Below are 14,938 nucleotides of genomic sequence, written 5' to 3'. Positions count from 1 at the left end.
CGATGCGTACAGAAACAACCGCCGTGGCGGCTTTGCTGCCTGACAAAGGCGCAAAGGTCGCACATTGACTGGCAACAGAAAACTGATCCTAGTCAGGTTTCCGCGAGCTAGACAAACTTCTCCCGGCCAATGTTCGGCCGGGCAGCAAAAGGGCCACCGAAAACCCGTACCTTTGCACCCCAAATTTCAGATTCTGAAATGAATACCGACCCCAAACCGCACCGCGCCGGCTTCGTGAGCATCATCGGCAAACCCAACGTGGGCAAGTCTACGCTGATGAACGCTCTGATGGGCGAGCGGCTCAGCATCGTTACCAGCAAGGCCCAAACCACGCGCCACCGCATCCTGGGCATCCTGAACGGCGACGACTTTCAGCTGGTCTACTCCGATACCCCCGGCATCATCCAGCCCAAATACGAGCTGCACAACGCCATGATGTCGTTTGTGTACTCGTCGCTGGAGGACGCCGACGTGATTCTGTTCGTGACGGACATCTACGAAAAGCACGACGAGGAGCCGGTGGTGGAGCGCCTGCGCAAGATGGTAGATACACCCATTCTGCTGCTCGTCAACAAGATTGACCAAGCCGATCAGGCCGAGGTGGAAGCCAAGGTGGAATATTGGCGGCAGCACCTACCCAATGCGGCCCGGGTACTGCCCATTTCAGCTCTCGAGAAGTTTGGTACGGGCGAGCTGCTGGACTTAGTGCTGAGTTACCTGCCGGTGCACCCCCCATACTACCCCAAGGACGAACTAACGGACAAGCCGGAGCGGTTTTTTGCCGCCGAAATGATTCGGGAGAAAATCTTCAAGCTCTACAAAAAAGAGGTGCCTTACAGCTGCGAGGTAGGCATTGAGGAGTTTAAGGAAGACGAGGATATTATTCGGATGCGGGCCACCATTTTCGTGGAGCGCAGCAGCCAGAAAGGTATCATCATCGGCCAGCAGGGCGCGGCTTTGAAGAAGGTTGGTACTTGGGCCCGCGAGGAAATGGAGAAGTTTTTCCAGAAAAAAGTGTTCCTCGAAATCCACGTTAAAGTCAACGAAAACTGGCGCACCGACCCGAAAGCTCTAAACCGCTTCGGGTACAGCCAGTAACAGAACAAGTACCCCGGAGCTGTGCTCCGGCCCGCTTAAGAAGGTAATTACCTGCCTGGCGCGAGCCGGAGCATGGCTCCGGGGTACTCGTTCTGACACACCATACCTCCGACCTCACACTCACTTAACTACTCCGGGCACTGCCGAAACTGGTCGGGCCGGCGGCTGGAGTCAGACACATGAAGAATACCATTGCTATTGTGGGCCGTCCCAACGTGGGCAAGTCCACCCTGTTCAACCGCCTCGTAGGCCAGCGCAAGGCCATCATGGACAACGAGAGCGGCGTAACCCGTGACCGACACTACGGCTACGGCGAGTGGACCGGTACCTACTACACCGTCATCGATACGGGCGGGTACGTGCACAACTCCGACGACATCTTCGAAGGCGAAATCAACAAGCAGGTAAAGCTGGCTATTGAAGAAGCCGATGTGGTGCTGTTTATGGTGGACGTGGACGCCGGTGTGCATCACCTCGATGAGGAGTTTGCCAACGTGCTGCGCCGCTACCAGGGCAAAAAGCCCATCTACATCGTCGCTAATAAAGCCGATACCAACGCCCGTGCCCATGCCGCCGGTGAGTTTTACACGCTGGGCATTGGCGACGGCGAAATCTACCCCATCAGCTCGCAGAGCGGCTCGGGTACCGGTGACTTGCTCGATGCCGTTATCAGCCACTTTGAGGAAGTAGGGGAAGAAGAGCCCGACTTGGGCATCCCGAAAATTGCCGTAGTAGGCCGTCCTAACGTGGGTAAGTCCTCGTTCGTGAACCTACTGCTGGGCACCGACCGGAGCATCGTGACGGACATTGCCGGCACTACCCGCGACTCCATCCAAGCTCGCTACAATGCCTTCGGCAAAGAGTTTATGCTGGTAGATACGGCCGGGCTGCGCCGCAAAACCAAAGTGCACGAAGACGTGGAGTTCTACTCGGTGCTGCGCTCCATCCGGGCCCTCGAAGAGTCAGACGTATGCATCATGATGCTCGACGCCACCCGCGGCATTGAGGCCCAGGACCTGAACATCATCGGCCTAGCCGATAAGAACCGTAAGGGCCTGGTGATTCTGGTGAACAAGTGGGACCTCATCGAGAACAAGGAAACCAACACAGCCAAGGAGTTCGAAGACAAGATTCGGGAGAAAATTGCCCCCATCAGCTACCCGCCCATCATCTTCATTTCGGTGCTCAACAAACAGCGCGTGCACAAGGCCATTGAAACGGCCATTGACGTGTACGAGAACAAGCGCCGCAAAATTCCTACATCGGAACTGAACGAGGTGATGCTGAAGGAAATTGAGAAGTACCCGCCGCCCATCCAGAAGGGCAAAATGGTCCGCATCAAGTACGCCACCCAGCTGCCCACGCACAACCCGGTGTTTGCATTCTTCTGCAACCTGCCCCAATACGTGAAGGAAAGCTACGCCCGCTACCTCGAGAACCGCTTGCGCGAGAACTTCGACTTCACCGGCGTGCCCATCGGTATCGTGTTCCGCAAAAAGTAGAGTGGCGCTATATAGTGGAGCAGATGAAGAAAAGATGAAATTTCTTTTGGGAGTGGGTTACCTTCTGGCTAAACCCAGATAAAGCCTCGATTCTCGGCAGAAACCGGTGAATCTTCTCCAATTGAAATTTCATTCTCTCAATTTACCCCACCATGAAAAAGGTATTGTTCCTCGCCCTGGCTGCTGCTTCGTTCTCTTTCGCTTCTTGCGACAGCAAGACTGAAAACGCTCAGGAAGCTCAGGCTGAGAAAGTAGAAGAGGCTGGCGAAGCTAAAGCCGACGCTATGGAAGCTGCTGGCAACGAAGCTGGTGCTGACTCGGTAGAAAACGCTACCGAAGCCAAAGCTGACGCTATGGAAAACGCTGCTGACGCGCAAGACGCCAAGTAAGCCGGCGCGCTTCTCGGCGCCCGACTAAAAGCCTGCCCTCCCCACGGAGGGCAGGCTTTTTTGGTTGGTGTAATGCTGGGCACTGCTCAGGTAGACAGCCCCGTAGAAAAAAATATTCTACTGTTGGGTTACCTTCTCAACATGCGGGAATAAAGAGCTGAATTTCGCCGCTGTTCCTCGTGAAAAGCGGCCTGATTCAACAAAAAACGAATTCATTCTCTCAACCAAACCTCATCATGAAAAAAGTACTGTTCCTCGCCCTGGCTGCCGCTTCGTTCTCTTTCGCTTCTTGCGACAGCAAGAAAGAAGATGCTCAGGAGCAAGCTGCTGAAAACGTAGAAGCTTCTGGCGAAGCTAAAGCTGACGCCATGGAAGAAAAGGCTGACGCCGTTCGTGACTCGGCTGACGCTAAAGCTGACGCTATGGAAAACGCTGCTGACTCGGCTGACGCTAAGTAAGCAGGCGCGCCTCTCGGCGCACAGAAAAGGGCCGCTCCGAAAGGTGCGGCCCTTTTTTATTGTCATTCCGAGCAAAGCGAGGAGCCTAGGTTTATCAATTAGCGGTTAGTCCTGCTGACTATCCATTCGGATTGATAAAATAATCTAGCCCAAGCGGCGCTGCAGCAAATTATCAACCACCTCAAACAGCTTGCGGGGTGGGTACGTGCGCCACGGCATTTCATCTAGTTGGCCACCGAAGTTCACGTAGGAGTCAATGTTGTACTGGCGCATTTCGCGGATAACGTGCTCCTGGAAGTTTACGGCGGCAATCCAGCCGTCTTCTACATCCTCGAACCACTCCTCATAGTACGAGTCGTCGGAGCCGTGGAAGTTGAACACGTTTTCGCCGATGAGCACAAACTTGCGGATACCCTCATGGGTCATCAAATCCACGATGTTGCGCTTGAGCAGCATGATGTCGTTTTCAATGGCATCATTCCACTCGCCAATAAACTCAATGATGGCCGCACCCAGGTCGTAGTCCACAAACAGAATTTTCAGGTACAGCGTGTCGGAATCAAGGCTGTCCCACTGCGGGTGGATGTAGTAACCGTAAATGGTATTGGTGTAGGTGTCAAGGCTGTTTTCGGCCTCGAACAGGGGAGAGCGGGGGTCTTCAGAAGCCTGGTACTGTTCCAGCCAGGCGTAGTGCGGCTCGATGGTATGCATAGAAGAAACAGAAGGGAAAAGCCCATACCGGAGCCTGGGCTGGCAGTTCTTCTTGGCTAACTCTGAATAAGCGGGCCGGGTTTCTGGAGCCACCTGAAAGTTGGCTCCAGAAACCCGGCCCTTCACTACCTGAACTACTTGCGCTACCGATGCGCATCCAACGCCGCCCGAACCGAGCCGTGCTGGCGGAGTAGGGCGGCCGCTTCTTCCTGGTTGATGTGGAGCTCGTCCATGAGCATCCGTTCCCCGCGGTCCACTAGTTTGGCGTTGCTGAGCTGCATGTCCACCATTTTGTTGCCCTTCACGCGGCCCAGCCGGATAAAGGTGGCGGTAGTGAGCATGTTCAGTACCAGTTTCTGGGCAGTTCCGGCTTTCAGGCGGGTGCTACCAGTCACGAACTCGGGGCCGGTTACTACCTCCACCGGAAACTCGGCCACGGCGGCTACCTGGGAGCCAGCGTTGCACACAATGCAACCGGTAACCACGCCGTGTTGGCGGGCCTGCTCCAGTCCGCCAATTACGTAGGGCGTGCGGCCCGAGGCGGCAATGCCCACTACAATGTCTTTCTCATTGATGTCGTACGCCTGCAGATCTTTCCAAGCCTGCTCAGCGTCATCCTCAGCATTTTCTACGGCTTTCCGAATGGCGGTGTCGCCGCCGGCAATCAGCCCAATCACTACGCCGTGGGGCACCCCAAACGTGGGTGGGCACTCCGAGGCATCCAGAATGCCAAGCCGTCCACTGGTACCAGCCCCGATGTAAAACAGCCGCCCACCCCGGCCCAGCCGCTCAACGGTAGCTTCCACCAGTGCTTCAATCTGCGGCAGTACTTTGGCTACCGCCTGCGGCACGGTTTGGTCAACGCTGTTGATGCCGGCCAGCAGCTCGTGCGTTGACAGGGTTTCCAGGTGGTTGAAAAGGGAAGTGCTTTCAGTGGTGCTCATGGAAAAGAGGAAGTAGCGGCAGAATTAGCCTAATTGGCCAATAACCGGGAATTTGTCGAAAACGTTGGGCGTGTGTGGTGCATCCTGGTCCAGCTCTTTGGTCAGGTCCTGGCCGGCCCAGTGCTCGTAATGGTTGCCGCGCTTCCAGAGGCGGGAGCGGCTCACATCATACACCAGCCCGCGGTACGCTACCCAGATTTCGTCCCGGTCTTGCCCATTACGCAGAGCCAGTTGGCCGCGGGTATACGTTTCTAGTTGCTGGTTGCTGGTTGCTGGTTGGGCCAAGCCAGAAGCGGCAGCCTCTGCACCCTTATTGTCAGCGTCAGGCGGTGTGGTTGCAGAGGACTTCTCGGGCGAAATAGGCATTTGCATTACTCAAACTAAAAACCAGCAACTAGCAACCAGAAACTCAGTGTTTACCCCAGCAAAGCCTGCGTCAGAATCCAGCGGTGTGGCACGTCGCCTTGCGCAGCGTGCAGGTAGTCCTGGTAGCTGCAGGGTACAATGCGTTTGGCATTACCGGCCAGGTTCACCACTTCCATCCACCACCGGTCTGTCTGCTGTGACTTGTAAAATACAATCCGGTCGGGCCCTTCTTCTACCTGGTCATCATCGAGGGTGCTGTAGTCGGGTGGGCCATGCAGGCCGGCGGCGTACCGCACAAAGCTGGGGCCCCGGAAGTCGGTTTCGCGGCGGCGGTGGTAGTATCCCTCAATGAAGTACCACAGCATAGTGGCCAGTACCATGGCGGCGAGGCCGTGCGTGTCGTAGTCGGGGCGGTAGCCGTAGAGGCCGAAGGAGGAAAGCTGGTCGTTACAGCCCGCGTACCAAGCCAGCTTGGCGGCTTCTTCGTTGGTGAGGCCGAAGGGGTTGGCGGGGTAATAGCCGGGAGCATCATTCCAGCGCAGCGCGGCAATATCCACCGTCACAAAATCAGCCTGGCGGAGCAGCGGCTCGGCCTGCCGGATATCGTCGCGTACCTGGCCCACGCGCAGGGTTTCGAAGTGCAGTTTCTCCAGGGCCGCCAGCACATCGGGAGCTACTAGGTATTGCTGGTGAGCCAGCTGCGCAAAGTTGAACAGGAAGCTGGGCTCGTGCAGCAGCATCCGGCGCAGGTGGCTGTCCTCGGGCGTTGCGCCATCCGGCTCGGCCATATCCACGCGGGCGTCAATGGTGGCAAAGCTGATGGGCCGCTCCAACGTTTCGTAGGCCAGAAACTGCCCGTAATCCAGGTCGTGGGAGCCGCCCAGCAGCAACGGAACGGTGTTGTGCTCCAGCAGGGCCGCAATGATTTCGCGCAGGCGCTGGTAGGTGTCTTCCAGCGTCAGGCCGGGGCGTAGGTTGCCCAAATCAACCAGCCGGCAGGGCCCGGAGCCTTTCTGTAGCTGATACAAGCACTTGCGGACAGCATCGGCTCCGTGCTGGGCCGGCGCGCCTTCGGCGCTGCCCCGCCATTCATCCAGCCCAATCAGGGCGAGGTCGGCCGCCCGCCAGTCCGGAAACGTGTCTAGGAATGGCGTTGCGTAGCTTGCTAGCGTAGTAGAAGCGGGTGCAGCGGAAACCAGCTCTTCGCTGATCGGGTCAAAAAAGATGGCCAGGTTCATCGGGCGCGGCGGGTGCGGACTCCGACAAAGCTACGCAAAAGCTGGCCACTGCCCTAGGCTCATTTCGGCCCTGAATAGCGCTTTACCCGGAAAAAAATAGTTATTTAAGCAGCGTTTCCCGTTACTGTTGAGGTATTTGCTCGTATCATGCTAGCCAGTACCTCTTTCCCTTTACTGCCAACCCCACCAAGTGCCCGTTCTCCGCATGGATATTCGCCGTACGTTCGACATTCTGCCCAACCTGCAGCAGAAGTATAATAAGCCTGATTGTTTCGCCGCCAAAATCGACGGTCAGTACCAGCCCATCAGCACCGATACGGTGGTGGAGAAAGTCAACCAAGTGAGCCTGGGGCTGCGTAGCCTGGGCATTGGCAAAGACGATAAAGTGGCCATTATTTCGATGAACCGCCCGGAGTGGATGTTCTCTGACTTCGGTATTGCGCAGTTGGGGGCCACTAGCGTGCCCATGTACCCCAGCATTACCGTGGAGGATTACAAGTACATCTTCCAGGACGCCGGGGTAAAAGCCGTTTTTGTCTCGGATAAGAAGCTGCTGGACAAAGTGCGCGAGGCCACGCAAGGCCTGAATATCCCCGCCGAAAACGTCTTCACCTTCGATAAGATTGACGGGGCCCGCCACTTCGACGAACTGCTGGAGCTAGGCAAGAAGGGCAACGCCCAAGACCTGGAGCCCCTGAAAGCTGCCGTGCAGCCCGACGACCTGCTCACGCTCATTTACACCAGCGGCACCACCGGCCAGCCCAAGGGCGTAATGCTCACCCACAACAACCTGCTCAGCAACTGCCGCAACTCCCAGCGTTTTGTGCCGGTTACCAAAGACGATAAAGCCCTGAGCTTCCTGCCGCTCTGCCATATCTTCGAGCGGATGGTAACCCACCTCTACCTCATCAACGGCGTGAGCATCTACTACGCCGAGAGCATGGAAACCATTGCCGACAACCTGCGCGAGGTAAAGCCCGAAATCTTCACCACCGTGCCGCGCCTGTTGGAGAAGGTATATGACAAGATTGTGGCGAAAGGCCACGAGCAAACCGGTGTCAAGAAAAGCCTGTTCTTCTGGGCCCTGGACCTGGGCCTGAAGTACGACAACCAGAAAGACGGCGGCTTCCTGTACAACACTCAGCTGGCGCTGGCCAATAAGCTCATCTTCAGCAAGTGGCGCGAAGCCCTGGGCGGCAACCTGCGGTGCATTGTAAGTGGCGGCGGCGCCCTACAGCCCCGCCTGGCCCGCGTATTCTGGGCCGGTGGCATCCGGGTGATGGAGGGCTACGGCCTCACCGAAACCTCGCCCGTAATTGCCGTAGGTGGCTACGAACCCGAAAACAACATGATTGGCACCGTAGGCCCCATCATCGACAACACCGAGGTGAAGATTGCCCAGGATGGCGAAATCCTCACCAAGTCGGAGTCGGTGATGAAAGGCTACTACAACAAGCCCGAGCTGACGGCCAAGGAGTTTGACGCCGACGGCTGGTTCCACACCGGCGACATTGGCGAGCTGGTGGAAGGCCGCTTCCTCAAAATCACCGACCGCAAGAAGGAGATGTTCAAGACCTCGGGTGGCAAGTACATTGCTCCGCAGGTGATTGAGGGCAAGCTGAAGGAGTCGCCGCTGGTGGAGCAGTGCATGGTAGTCGGCGACGGCCAGAAATTTCCCTCAGCCTTGGTTATACCTTCCTTTGATGATCTGAAGGGCTGGTGCAAGCGCAACGGCGTGGATTGCAACTGCTCCAACGAAGAGCTCGTGAAAAACGAGAAGGTGGTGAAGATGTACGAGGACCTCGTGCACAAGTACAACACCGGTTTTGCCCAGTGGGAGCAGGTTAAAAAGATTGCCCTGCTGCCGAAACTCTGGACCGTGGAAACCGGCGAAATGACGCCTACTATGAAGGTGAAGCGCAAAGTCATCACTGAAAACAACAAGGAAATCATCGACAGCCTCTATCATCAGGACGGCCATCGGTAACTGTTAGAATAGCCCGGTTTCATACGGGCCTCTTGAGCTACCCGGAAGCTCCACTGCTCATCACCACTACCTGATTACGCACCGGCGTTTTCTTGTGGCGGATGAGTGGCGGAGCTTCCGGCATTTTACTAGGTTTGCTGTGCACATTGTATTTATTACAGCAATACGGAATGACTATTTCTACAAGAATATGGGCTGGCCTGGGGCTGAGCCTGTTGTGTGGTCCTGTTTTCGCGCAACAACCCTCAGCTACTAATCCTTGGTCGATTGGGCTCAGAGCGGCCGTGCAGCGGTACGCTGTAACCTACTCTTTCACTGGCCAAAATGAGCTGACTATTCTGCCCGTTGAGGTAGTAGCCGGTTATCAGCTTACGCCCCGGCTAGGGCTGCAAACCGGCTTGGCCTACCGGAAATCCTCTGGTCAGGATCAACTACTGTCTAACCCTGACGGAACAGTTGAAACCAACAGCCCAGGTTTCAAAAGCTTTTCAGTGCCACTGCTGGCACGCTACAGCCTCAGCCGGCAGCCAGGCAACCGGCTACAGTTGCAGGTAATTGGCGGAGCAACGGTGTTACATTCCAGCCGCACAGTTACCCAGCGCCTAGTAAGCACCGGTCAAACCTACTCACGGCCCGATAAGCTGACCCAGACCCAGTTAAGCGTAGGAGCGGGCCTTACCAAGCGGCTCTCACCACATTGGTCTGGGGCCGCCGAAATGCTGTTGAACCGGCCCACGCGCGGGCACATCAACCAGAGCTCTTGGCTTGCCTATTACTCGGTGGGGCTGGGCTTCAACTACCATTTCGGCTAAGCGCAAAAACACGCTTAAAAACCTCAGGGCCCTGTCATTTTGTAGTGATGGGGTCTTGCTTTTTGAGAAGGCCAAAACTTTTTTGTGAAACTAGTATGCAAGCATAACAGTTTTCTGTATGTTTACCGGACTTGCAGTACCTTCCCATGACTCCCGAAGAAACCGTCGATTACAACATCAAAGTTGCCTGGCACGCCATTTCGCGCATGTACAATGTACAAGCTGCCAAGCACGATATTACCACCAGCATCGGCTTTGTGTTGCTGAACATCGACCAGGAGAACGGCACCCCGGCCACCAAGATAGCGCCGCTGCTGGGACTGGAAACCCGGAGCCTCACCCGAATCCTACGGAGCATGGAGGAAAAGGGGCTGATCTACAAGCAAGCCGATACGCAGGACAAACGCTCAGTGCGCATTTTTCTGACGGAAGAAGGTCTCAAGAAAAAAGAAATTTCCCGCCAAACGGTGCGCCACTTCAACCAGAAAGTGCGCGAGAAAATCCCCCAGAGCGAACTAACGGTATTTTTCAAGGTAGTTAGCCAGATTACCGGCATGATTGAGGGCAAAACCCTCTTCGATGATTTTAAGCTGAAACCCTTGCGCTCCGAGTCGCCGGCTTAGCCGGCGGCTTGGAGTTTCTGTTTCGTCAGACGCCCAACCAGAATAGGGACGTTCGTGTTTCTATAAACTCGGCATGACGAGTAGTTGGGCAGCTGACCCAGTAGTTGATTCTTCATTTCTCACCCACCTCATTCCTCCCCAAGAATGAATCGTACCATCAAAAAAGTAGCCGTGCTGGGTTCCGGTGTGATGGGCTCGCGCATTGCGTGCCACTTCGCCAACATCGGTGTGCAGGTGCTGCTGCTCGACATTGCCCCCAAGGAACTGCTGCCAGCCGAAGAGGCCAAAGGCCTGAAGCTGGACTCGCCGGCGGTAAAAAACCGCATCGTGAACAGCTCGCTGGAAGCCGCTGTGAAGGCCAACCCCTCGCCGCTGTACCGCAAGCAGGACGTGAGCCGCATCAAAACCGGCAACTTCGACGATAACCTCAAGGACATTGCCTCGTGCGACTGGACGATTGAGGTGGTAGTGGAGCGTCTCGACATCAAAAAGAGCCTGTTTGAGCGCGTGGAGCAGTACCGCAAGCCCGGCACGCTCATCACCTCCAACACCTCGGGCATTCCGATTCACCTGATGACGGAGGGCCGCTCCGACGACTTCAAGAAGTATTTCTGCGGCACGCACTTCTTCAACCCCCCGCGCTACCTGAAACTGCTCGAAATCATCCCGACCCCGGACACGGACCAGTCGGTGGTGGATTTCCTGATGCACTACGGCGACCTGTACCTGGGCAAAACCACGGTACTGGCCAAGGATACGCCCGCTTTCATTGCCAACCGCGTGGGCGTTTTCGCCATCATGGACGTGGTGCAGGTAATGAGCCAGCTCGGCCTCACGGTAGAGGAAGTAGACAAGCTCACCGGCCCGGTTATCGGCCACGCCAAGTCAGCCACATTCCGTACCTCCGACGTGGTGGGTCTGGATACGATGATCAACGTGGCCAACGGCCTCGCCCAGAACCTGCCCAACGACGAAGCCAAGCACGTGTTCCAGCTGCCGGACTTCATCAAGAAGATGGCCGAGAACAAGTGGCTGGGCGACAAAACCGGCCAGGGCTTCTACAAGAAAGTACGCGGCGAAGGTGGTAAGTCGGAAATTCAGGCCCTCGACCTGAACACGCTGGAATATAAGCCCAGCGCCCGGGTGAAGTTTGCCACCCTGGAAACGACTAAGCCCATTGAGAAGCTGGCCGACCGGTTCAAGGTGCTGGTAGCTGGCAAGGATAAAGCGGCGGATTTCTACCGCAAGACGTTTGCCGGCCTGTTTGCCTACGTGAGCAACCGGATTCCGGAAATTACCGACTCGCTTTACAAGATTGACGACGCCCTGCGCGCCGGCTTCGGCTGGGACATGGGCCCCTTCGAAACCTGGGATGCCCTGGGTGTGCAGAAGGGCTTGGAGCTAGCCAAGGCAGAAGGCAAAACCGTGGCTCCCTGGGTAGAGGAAATGGTAGCCGCCGGCCATACCAGCTTCTACAAAGTGAGCGAGGCCGGGGTGAAGCAGTTCTACGATATCGACTCGAAAGGCTATAAAGCCATTCCGGGCGTGGAAAACTTCATCATTCTGGATAACCTGCGCGCCACCGGCAAAGTGCTGTGGAAAAACGCCGGGGCCTCGGTGCTCGACATGGGCGACGGTATCCTGAACGTGGAGTTCCACAGCAAGATGAACGCCTTGGGCTCCGACGTAATCCAAGGGCTGCTGAAAGGCGTGGAACTGGCCGAAAAGGACTTCCGCGGCCTGGTAGTCGGCAACGACGCGCCGAACTTCTCTGCTGGTGCTAACCTGGGCCTCGTGTACATGTTCGCGCTGGATCAGGAGTACGACGAGCTGAATCTGATGATTGCCCAGTTCCAGCAGGCCATGATGCGCATGCGCTACAGCAGCATTCCGGTAGTGGGTGCCCCCCACGGCCTCACGTTGGGCGGCGGCTGCGAGCTGAACCTGCACTGCGACCGGGTAGTGGCGGCAGCCGAGAGCTACATCGGCCTCGTGGAGTTTGGCGTGGGCCTGATTCCGGGCGGCGGCGGCTCGAAGGAAATGACTTTGCGCACCGCTCTGAAGTACGAGGAAGGGGAGCCGGAATACAACCTGCTGCGCAACTCCTTCATGACTATTGCCACGGCCAAAGTGTCTACCTCCGCTCATGAAGCCTTCGACCTGGGCTTCCTGCGCCGCGGTGATGAAGTGGTAGTAAACAGCAACCGGGTGCTGGCGCAAGCCAAAGCCGCTGCCATTGAACTGGCCGAGGATGGCTACACCCAGCCCGTACAGAAAACCAACATCAAGGTGCAGGGCAAAGGCGCGCTGGGTATGTTCATGACGGGTACGCACGCCATGAAGGAGGGCCGCTACATCTCCGACCACGACCTGAAAATTGCCAATAAGCTGGCTTACATCATGTGCGGCGGCGACCTGAGCAGCCCCACGGAAGTATCGGAGCAATACTTGCTGGACTTGGAGCGCGAAGCCTTCCTCTCCCTCACCGGCGAGCGGAAAACGCTGGAACGTATCCAGAGCATCCTCACCACCGGCAAACCGCTTCGTAATTAGTAGTGAGTAGTTGGTATTGAGTATTGAGATTTTCTGGCTGTGCATCAGTATAAGGAGCTGAAGGTTTGGCAGAAGGCGATGAGCATAACCAAGCTCACATATCAGCTTTGCGCCGGGTTTCCGGATAATGAGCGGTATGGGCTGGTGTCGCAAATGCGCCGTGCCGCCGTGTCGTTGCCTTCCAATTATTGCGGAAGGTGCCGGCCGGAACTCCAAGCCGGAATTCCGGCAGTTTCTGGCTATAGCAAACGGCTCTGCTTATGAACTGGAAACCCAGTTTCTGCTGGCGGCTTCCTTCGGCTATGTTTCAGAAGAGAATCTCAATACCATTTCCTCGCAACTCACAGAATTGCAGAAAATGCTGTTCGGTCTACAAAAGTCACTGATTTAACATCTCCGACCGGAGAACAGCATCTAACTACTCACGTCTCACTACTCAGTACTAAAAAACATGAACGCATATATCGTAGCTGGTTACCGTACGGCCGTTGGCAAAGCCAACCGCGGCGGTTTCCGCTTCACCCGCCCCGATGACCTCGCCGCCGATGTCATCAAGCATCTGGTGGCCTCGGTGCCCCAGCTGGACCCCACCCGCATCGACGATGTGATTGTGGGTAACGCCGTACCGGAGGCCGAGCAGGGTCTGCAGATGGGCCGCCTGATTTCGTTGCTGGCTTTGCCCATGAACGTGTCGGGCCTGATTGTGAACCGCTACTGCGGCTCGGGCGTGGAAACCATTGCCATGGCCGCCGGTAAAATCGCCGCTGGTATGGCCGACTGCATCGTGGCCGGCGGTACCGAAAGCATGAGCCTGGTGCCTACCGTGGGCTGGAAAACGGTACCCAACTACAAGCTGGCCCAGAAGCACCCCGACTACTACCTCGGTATGGGCCTCACCGCCGAAGCCGTAGCCCAGGACTACAAAATCACCCGCGAAGATCAGGACGAGTTTGCCTACAACTCGCACCAGAAGGCCATCAAGGCCATTCAGGAAGGCAAGTTCAAGGAGCAGATTGTGCCGATTACCGTGGAGGAAACCTACCTCGACCAGGCCACCGGCAAGAAGAAAACCCGCTCCTTCGTGGTGGATACCGACGAAGGTCCCCGCGCCGATACGTCGATGGAAGCCCTGGGCAAGCTGAAGCCTGTATTTGCCGCCAACGGCTCGGTAACGGCTGGCAACTCCTCGCAGACCTCCGATGGTGCTGCTTTCGTGCTGGTGATGTCGGAGCGCATGGTGACAGAGCTGAACCTGGAGCCCATTGCCCGCATGGTAACCTACGCCACTGAGGGCATCGACCCGCGCATCATGGGTATGGGTCCCATCAAATCCATTCCCAAAGCCCTGAAGCAGGCCGGCATGAAGCTAGACGACATCGACCTGATTGAGCTGAACGAGGCCTTCGCCTCGCAGAGCCTCGGTGTAATCCGGGAGTTGGGCCTCAACCCCGATAAGCTCAACGTGAACGGCGGCGCTATTGCCCTGGGTCACCCGCTGGGCTGCTCGGGTGCCAAGCTCAGCATTCAGCTGTTCCACGAGCTACGCGCCCGGGGCCAGAAGTACGGCATGGTAACCGCCTGCGTGGGTGGTGGCCAGGGCGTAGCCGGCATCTACGAGCTTCTGAAGTAGCACATGCTTTAGCCTGTGCCGTGGGCGGACTGGCAGCCTGGGGGCTTCCGGAAAACTCACCCGCTCACGGCACAAGCCAAAGCTTAGGTAAATCTGATTATGAAAAAACGTATCCGTAAGAAACTGCGTGTCAAAGAGTTTCGGCAATTATGCTTTCGGGTTCGATATCAACCCGTTCAGCTTCCCGAAACGTCTGATTTAGCAGAACTGGAGGAACACGTCCTTGACTTCGTCGAATCACTAGGTATGTTTATGGGTGGTAGCATGGACGACTTTTACGTGTATAGAGTCAATGTCTCGCTAACAGAAGGTGACCGAAATACCGTGCAAAATTGGCTGAAGAGACATCCTCAAGTTGGCTTGGTGACCGTAGGACCGCTGACAGATGGTTGGTATGGAAATACTGGCGGTATGAAGATGAAAGGACCTATACCTAACAAGGTAGCTGTGCACATATTGCGCATGGCTGGAATCAGCCACGCGTAACTCTTTTGCTGTAATTAGTCGGCAAGCATAACAATTTTTTATATCTTTCGGTACGCGGAAACAACCGGGCTGGCTTGTCGGTAAATAGTAGGCAAGCCGAGCAGTTTCAGCTTTTTGACTTCGACATTTTCCCACATCAAC

Annotated in this window: 15 protein-coding genes and 1 pseudogene; 12 read left to right on the top strand and 4 right to left on the bottom strand. The window is 56.3% G+C overall.

Going from position 1 to position 14,938, the window contains the following annotated elements; genetic code table 11:
- Positions 1-198: 198 nt before the first annotated feature.
- The 4 genes from era (at position 199) to LF252_RS16240 (ending at position 3,447) form a co-directional block, all read left to right on the top strand.
- Positions 199-1,098, top strand: a complete 900-nt coding sequence (gene era / locus LF252_RS16255) for a GTPase Era (protein WP_226270638.1) — start codon at positions 199-201, stop codon at positions 1,096-1,098.
- 179 nt (positions 1,099-1,277) lie between these two features.
- On the top strand, positions 1,278-2,600 hold the full coding sequence (gene der / locus LF252_RS16250) for a ribosome biogenesis GTPase Der (protein ID WP_226270637.1): 1,323 nt from the start codon (positions 1,278-1,280) through the stop codon (positions 2,598-2,600).
- Between the two features lie 152 nt (positions 2,601-2,752).
- Positions 2,753-2,989 carry a hypothetical protein gene (locus LF252_RS16245; protein WP_125419179.1) on the top strand — a complete coding sequence of 79 codons (237 nt, stop codon included), beginning with the start codon at positions 2,753-2,755 and terminating at the stop codon, positions 2,987-2,989.
- Between the two features lie 236 nt (positions 2,990-3,225).
- Positions 3,226-3,447, top strand: coding sequence for a hypothetical protein (locus LF252_RS16240; RefSeq protein ID WP_226270636.1), 222 nt, complete (start codon positions 3,226-3,228; stop codon positions 3,445-3,447).
- A gap of 144 nt (positions 3,448-3,591) precedes the next feature.
- Here LF252_RS16240 and LF252_RS16235 read toward each other — a convergent pair whose 3' ends face one another.
- The 4 genes from LF252_RS16235 to LF252_RS16220 form a co-directional block, all read right to left on the bottom strand.
- A complete protein-coding gene (locus tag LF252_RS16235) occupies positions 3,592-4,158 on the bottom strand; it encodes a hypothetical protein (RefSeq protein WP_226270635.1) in 567 nt (188 codons plus the stop codon).
- A 143-nt stretch (positions 4,159-4,301) separates the two neighbouring features.
- Positions 4,302-5,102, bottom strand: a complete 801-nt coding sequence (murQ, locus tag LF252_RS16230; RefSeq protein ID WP_226270634.1) for an N-acetylmuramic acid 6-phosphate etherase — start codon at positions 5,100-5,102, stop codon at positions 4,302-4,304.
- A gap of 24 nt (positions 5,103-5,126) precedes the next feature.
- Entirely contained in the window at positions 5,127-5,387 is a 261-nt protein-coding gene (locus LF252_RS16225; protein WP_226270990.1) for a cytochrome b5 domain-containing protein, read from the bottom strand.
- Between the two features lie 131 nt (positions 5,388-5,518).
- Entirely contained in the window at positions 5,519-6,706 is a 1,188-nt protein-coding gene (locus tag LF252_RS16220; protein WP_226270633.1) for a formimidoylglutamase, read from the bottom strand.
- 205 nt (positions 6,707-6,911) lie between these two features.
- On the opposite strand from LF252_RS16220, the gene LF252_RS16215 reads away from it, so the two are divergent.
- The 8 genes and pseudogenes from LF252_RS16215 to LF252_RS16185 all read left to right on the top strand — a co-directional run bounded on the left by LF252_RS16215 (position 6,912) and on the right by LF252_RS16185 (position 14,797).
- Entirely contained in the window at positions 6,912-8,693 is a 1,782-nt protein-coding gene (locus LF252_RS16215; protein ID WP_226270632.1) for an AMP-dependent synthetase/ligase, read from the top strand.
- A 170-nt stretch (positions 8,694-8,863) separates the two neighbouring features.
- Entirely contained in the window at positions 8,864-9,505 is a 642-nt protein-coding gene (locus LF252_RS16210) for an outer membrane beta-barrel protein (RefSeq protein ID WP_226270631.1), read from the top strand.
- Positions 9,506-9,651: 146 nt separating this feature from the next.
- Positions 9,652-10,128, top strand: coding sequence for a MarR family winged helix-turn-helix transcriptional regulator (locus LF252_RS16205; protein WP_226270630.1), 477 nt, complete (start codon positions 9,652-9,654; stop codon positions 10,126-10,128).
- A gap of 144 nt (positions 10,129-10,272) precedes the next feature.
- Complete coding sequence (locus tag LF252_RS16200; protein ID WP_226270629.1) at positions 10,273-12,681, top strand: 3-hydroxyacyl-CoA dehydrogenase/enoyl-CoA hydratase family protein; 2,409 nt, start codon at positions 10,273-10,275, stop codon at positions 12,679-12,681.
- 78 nt (positions 12,682-12,759) lie between these two features.
- Positions 12,760-12,813, top strand: a pseudogene (locus tag LF252_RS22880) (four helix bundle protein); the annotation flags it as partial.
- A gap of 4 nt (positions 12,814-12,817) precedes the next feature.
- Positions 12,818-13,072 (top strand): four helix bundle protein, encoded by a 255-nt coding sequence (locus LF252_RS16195; protein ID WP_262904997.1) that lies wholly within the window; start codon positions 12,818-12,820, stop codon positions 13,070-13,072.
- A 60-nt stretch (positions 13,073-13,132) separates the two neighbouring features.
- Positions 13,133-14,311 carry an acetyl-CoA C-acyltransferase gene (locus LF252_RS16190; protein WP_226270628.1) on the top strand — a complete coding sequence of 393 codons (1,179 nt, stop codon included), beginning with the start codon at positions 13,133-13,135 and terminating at the stop codon, positions 14,309-14,311.
- 99 nt (positions 14,312-14,410) lie between these two features.
- Positions 14,411-14,797 (top strand): 50S ribosome-binding protein YggL, encoded by a 387-nt coding sequence (locus LF252_RS16185; protein WP_226270627.1) that lies wholly within the window; start codon positions 14,411-14,413, stop codon positions 14,795-14,797.
- The last annotated feature ends 141 nt before the right edge of the window (positions 14,798-14,938 follow it).

This window comes from Hymenobacter pini, assembly GCF_020421205.1.
In the GTDB taxonomy this organism is placed as follows: domain Bacteria; phylum Bacteroidota; class Bacteroidia; order Cytophagales; family Hymenobacteraceae; genus Hymenobacter; species Hymenobacter pini.
Note: the sequence above shows the minus strand (reverse complement) of the source record. Positions and strands in the feature narration are given on the sequence as shown.

What these genes read in the sequence shown, in the direction of transcription:
- LF252_RS16200 (WP_226270629.1), top strand. Translation starts at nt 10,273, where the DNA reads ATGAATCGTACCATCAAAAAAGTAGCCGTGCTGGGTTCCGGTGTGATG.
- era (WP_226270638.1), top strand. Translation starts at nt 199, where the DNA reads ATGAATACCGACCCCAAACCGCACCGCGCCGGCTTCGTGAGCATCATC.
- murQ (WP_226270634.1), bottom strand. Translation starts at nt 5,102, where the DNA reads ATGAGCACCACTGAAAGCACTTCCCTTTTCAACCACCTGGAAACCCTG.
- LF252_RS16220 (WP_226270633.1), bottom strand. Translation starts at nt 6,706, where the DNA reads ATGAACCTGGCCATCTTTTTTGACCCGATCAGCGAAGAGCTGGTTTCC.
- LF252_RS16235 (WP_226270635.1), bottom strand. Translation starts at nt 4,158, where the DNA reads ATGCATACCATCGAGCCGCACTACGCCTGGCTGGAACAGTACCAGGCT.
- LF252_RS16190 (WP_226270628.1), top strand. Translation starts at nt 13,133, where the DNA reads ATGAACGCATATATCGTAGCTGGTTACCGTACGGCCGTTGGCAAAGCC.
- LF252_RS16210 (WP_226270631.1), top strand. Translation starts at nt 8,864, where the DNA reads ATGACTATTTCTACAAGAATATGGGCTGGCCTGGGGCTGAGCCTGTTG.
- LF252_RS16195 (WP_262904997.1), top strand. Translation starts at nt 12,818, where the DNA reads ATGGGCTGGTGTCGCAAATGCGCCGTGCCGCCGTGTCGTTGCCTTCCA.
- LF252_RS16240 (WP_226270636.1), top strand. Translation starts at nt 3,226, where the DNA reads ATGAAAAAAGTACTGTTCCTCGCCCTGGCTGCCGCTTCGTTCTCTTTC.
- LF252_RS16185 (WP_226270627.1), top strand. Translation starts at nt 14,411, where the DNA reads ATGAAAAAACGTATCCGTAAGAAACTGCGTGTCAAAGAGTTTCGGCAA.
- der (WP_226270637.1), top strand. Translation starts at nt 1,278, where the DNA reads ATGAAGAATACCATTGCTATTGTGGGCCGTCCCAACGTGGGCAAGTCC.
- LF252_RS16205 (WP_226270630.1), top strand. Translation starts at nt 9,652, where the DNA reads ATGACTCCCGAAGAAACCGTCGATTACAACATCAAAGTTGCCTGGCAC.
- LF252_RS16215 (WP_226270632.1), top strand. Translation starts at nt 6,912, where the DNA reads ATGGATATTCGCCGTACGTTCGACATTCTGCCCAACCTGCAGCAGAAG.
- LF252_RS16245 (WP_125419179.1), top strand. Translation starts at nt 2,753, where the DNA reads ATGAAAAAGGTATTGTTCCTCGCCCTGGCTGCTGCTTCGTTCTCTTTC.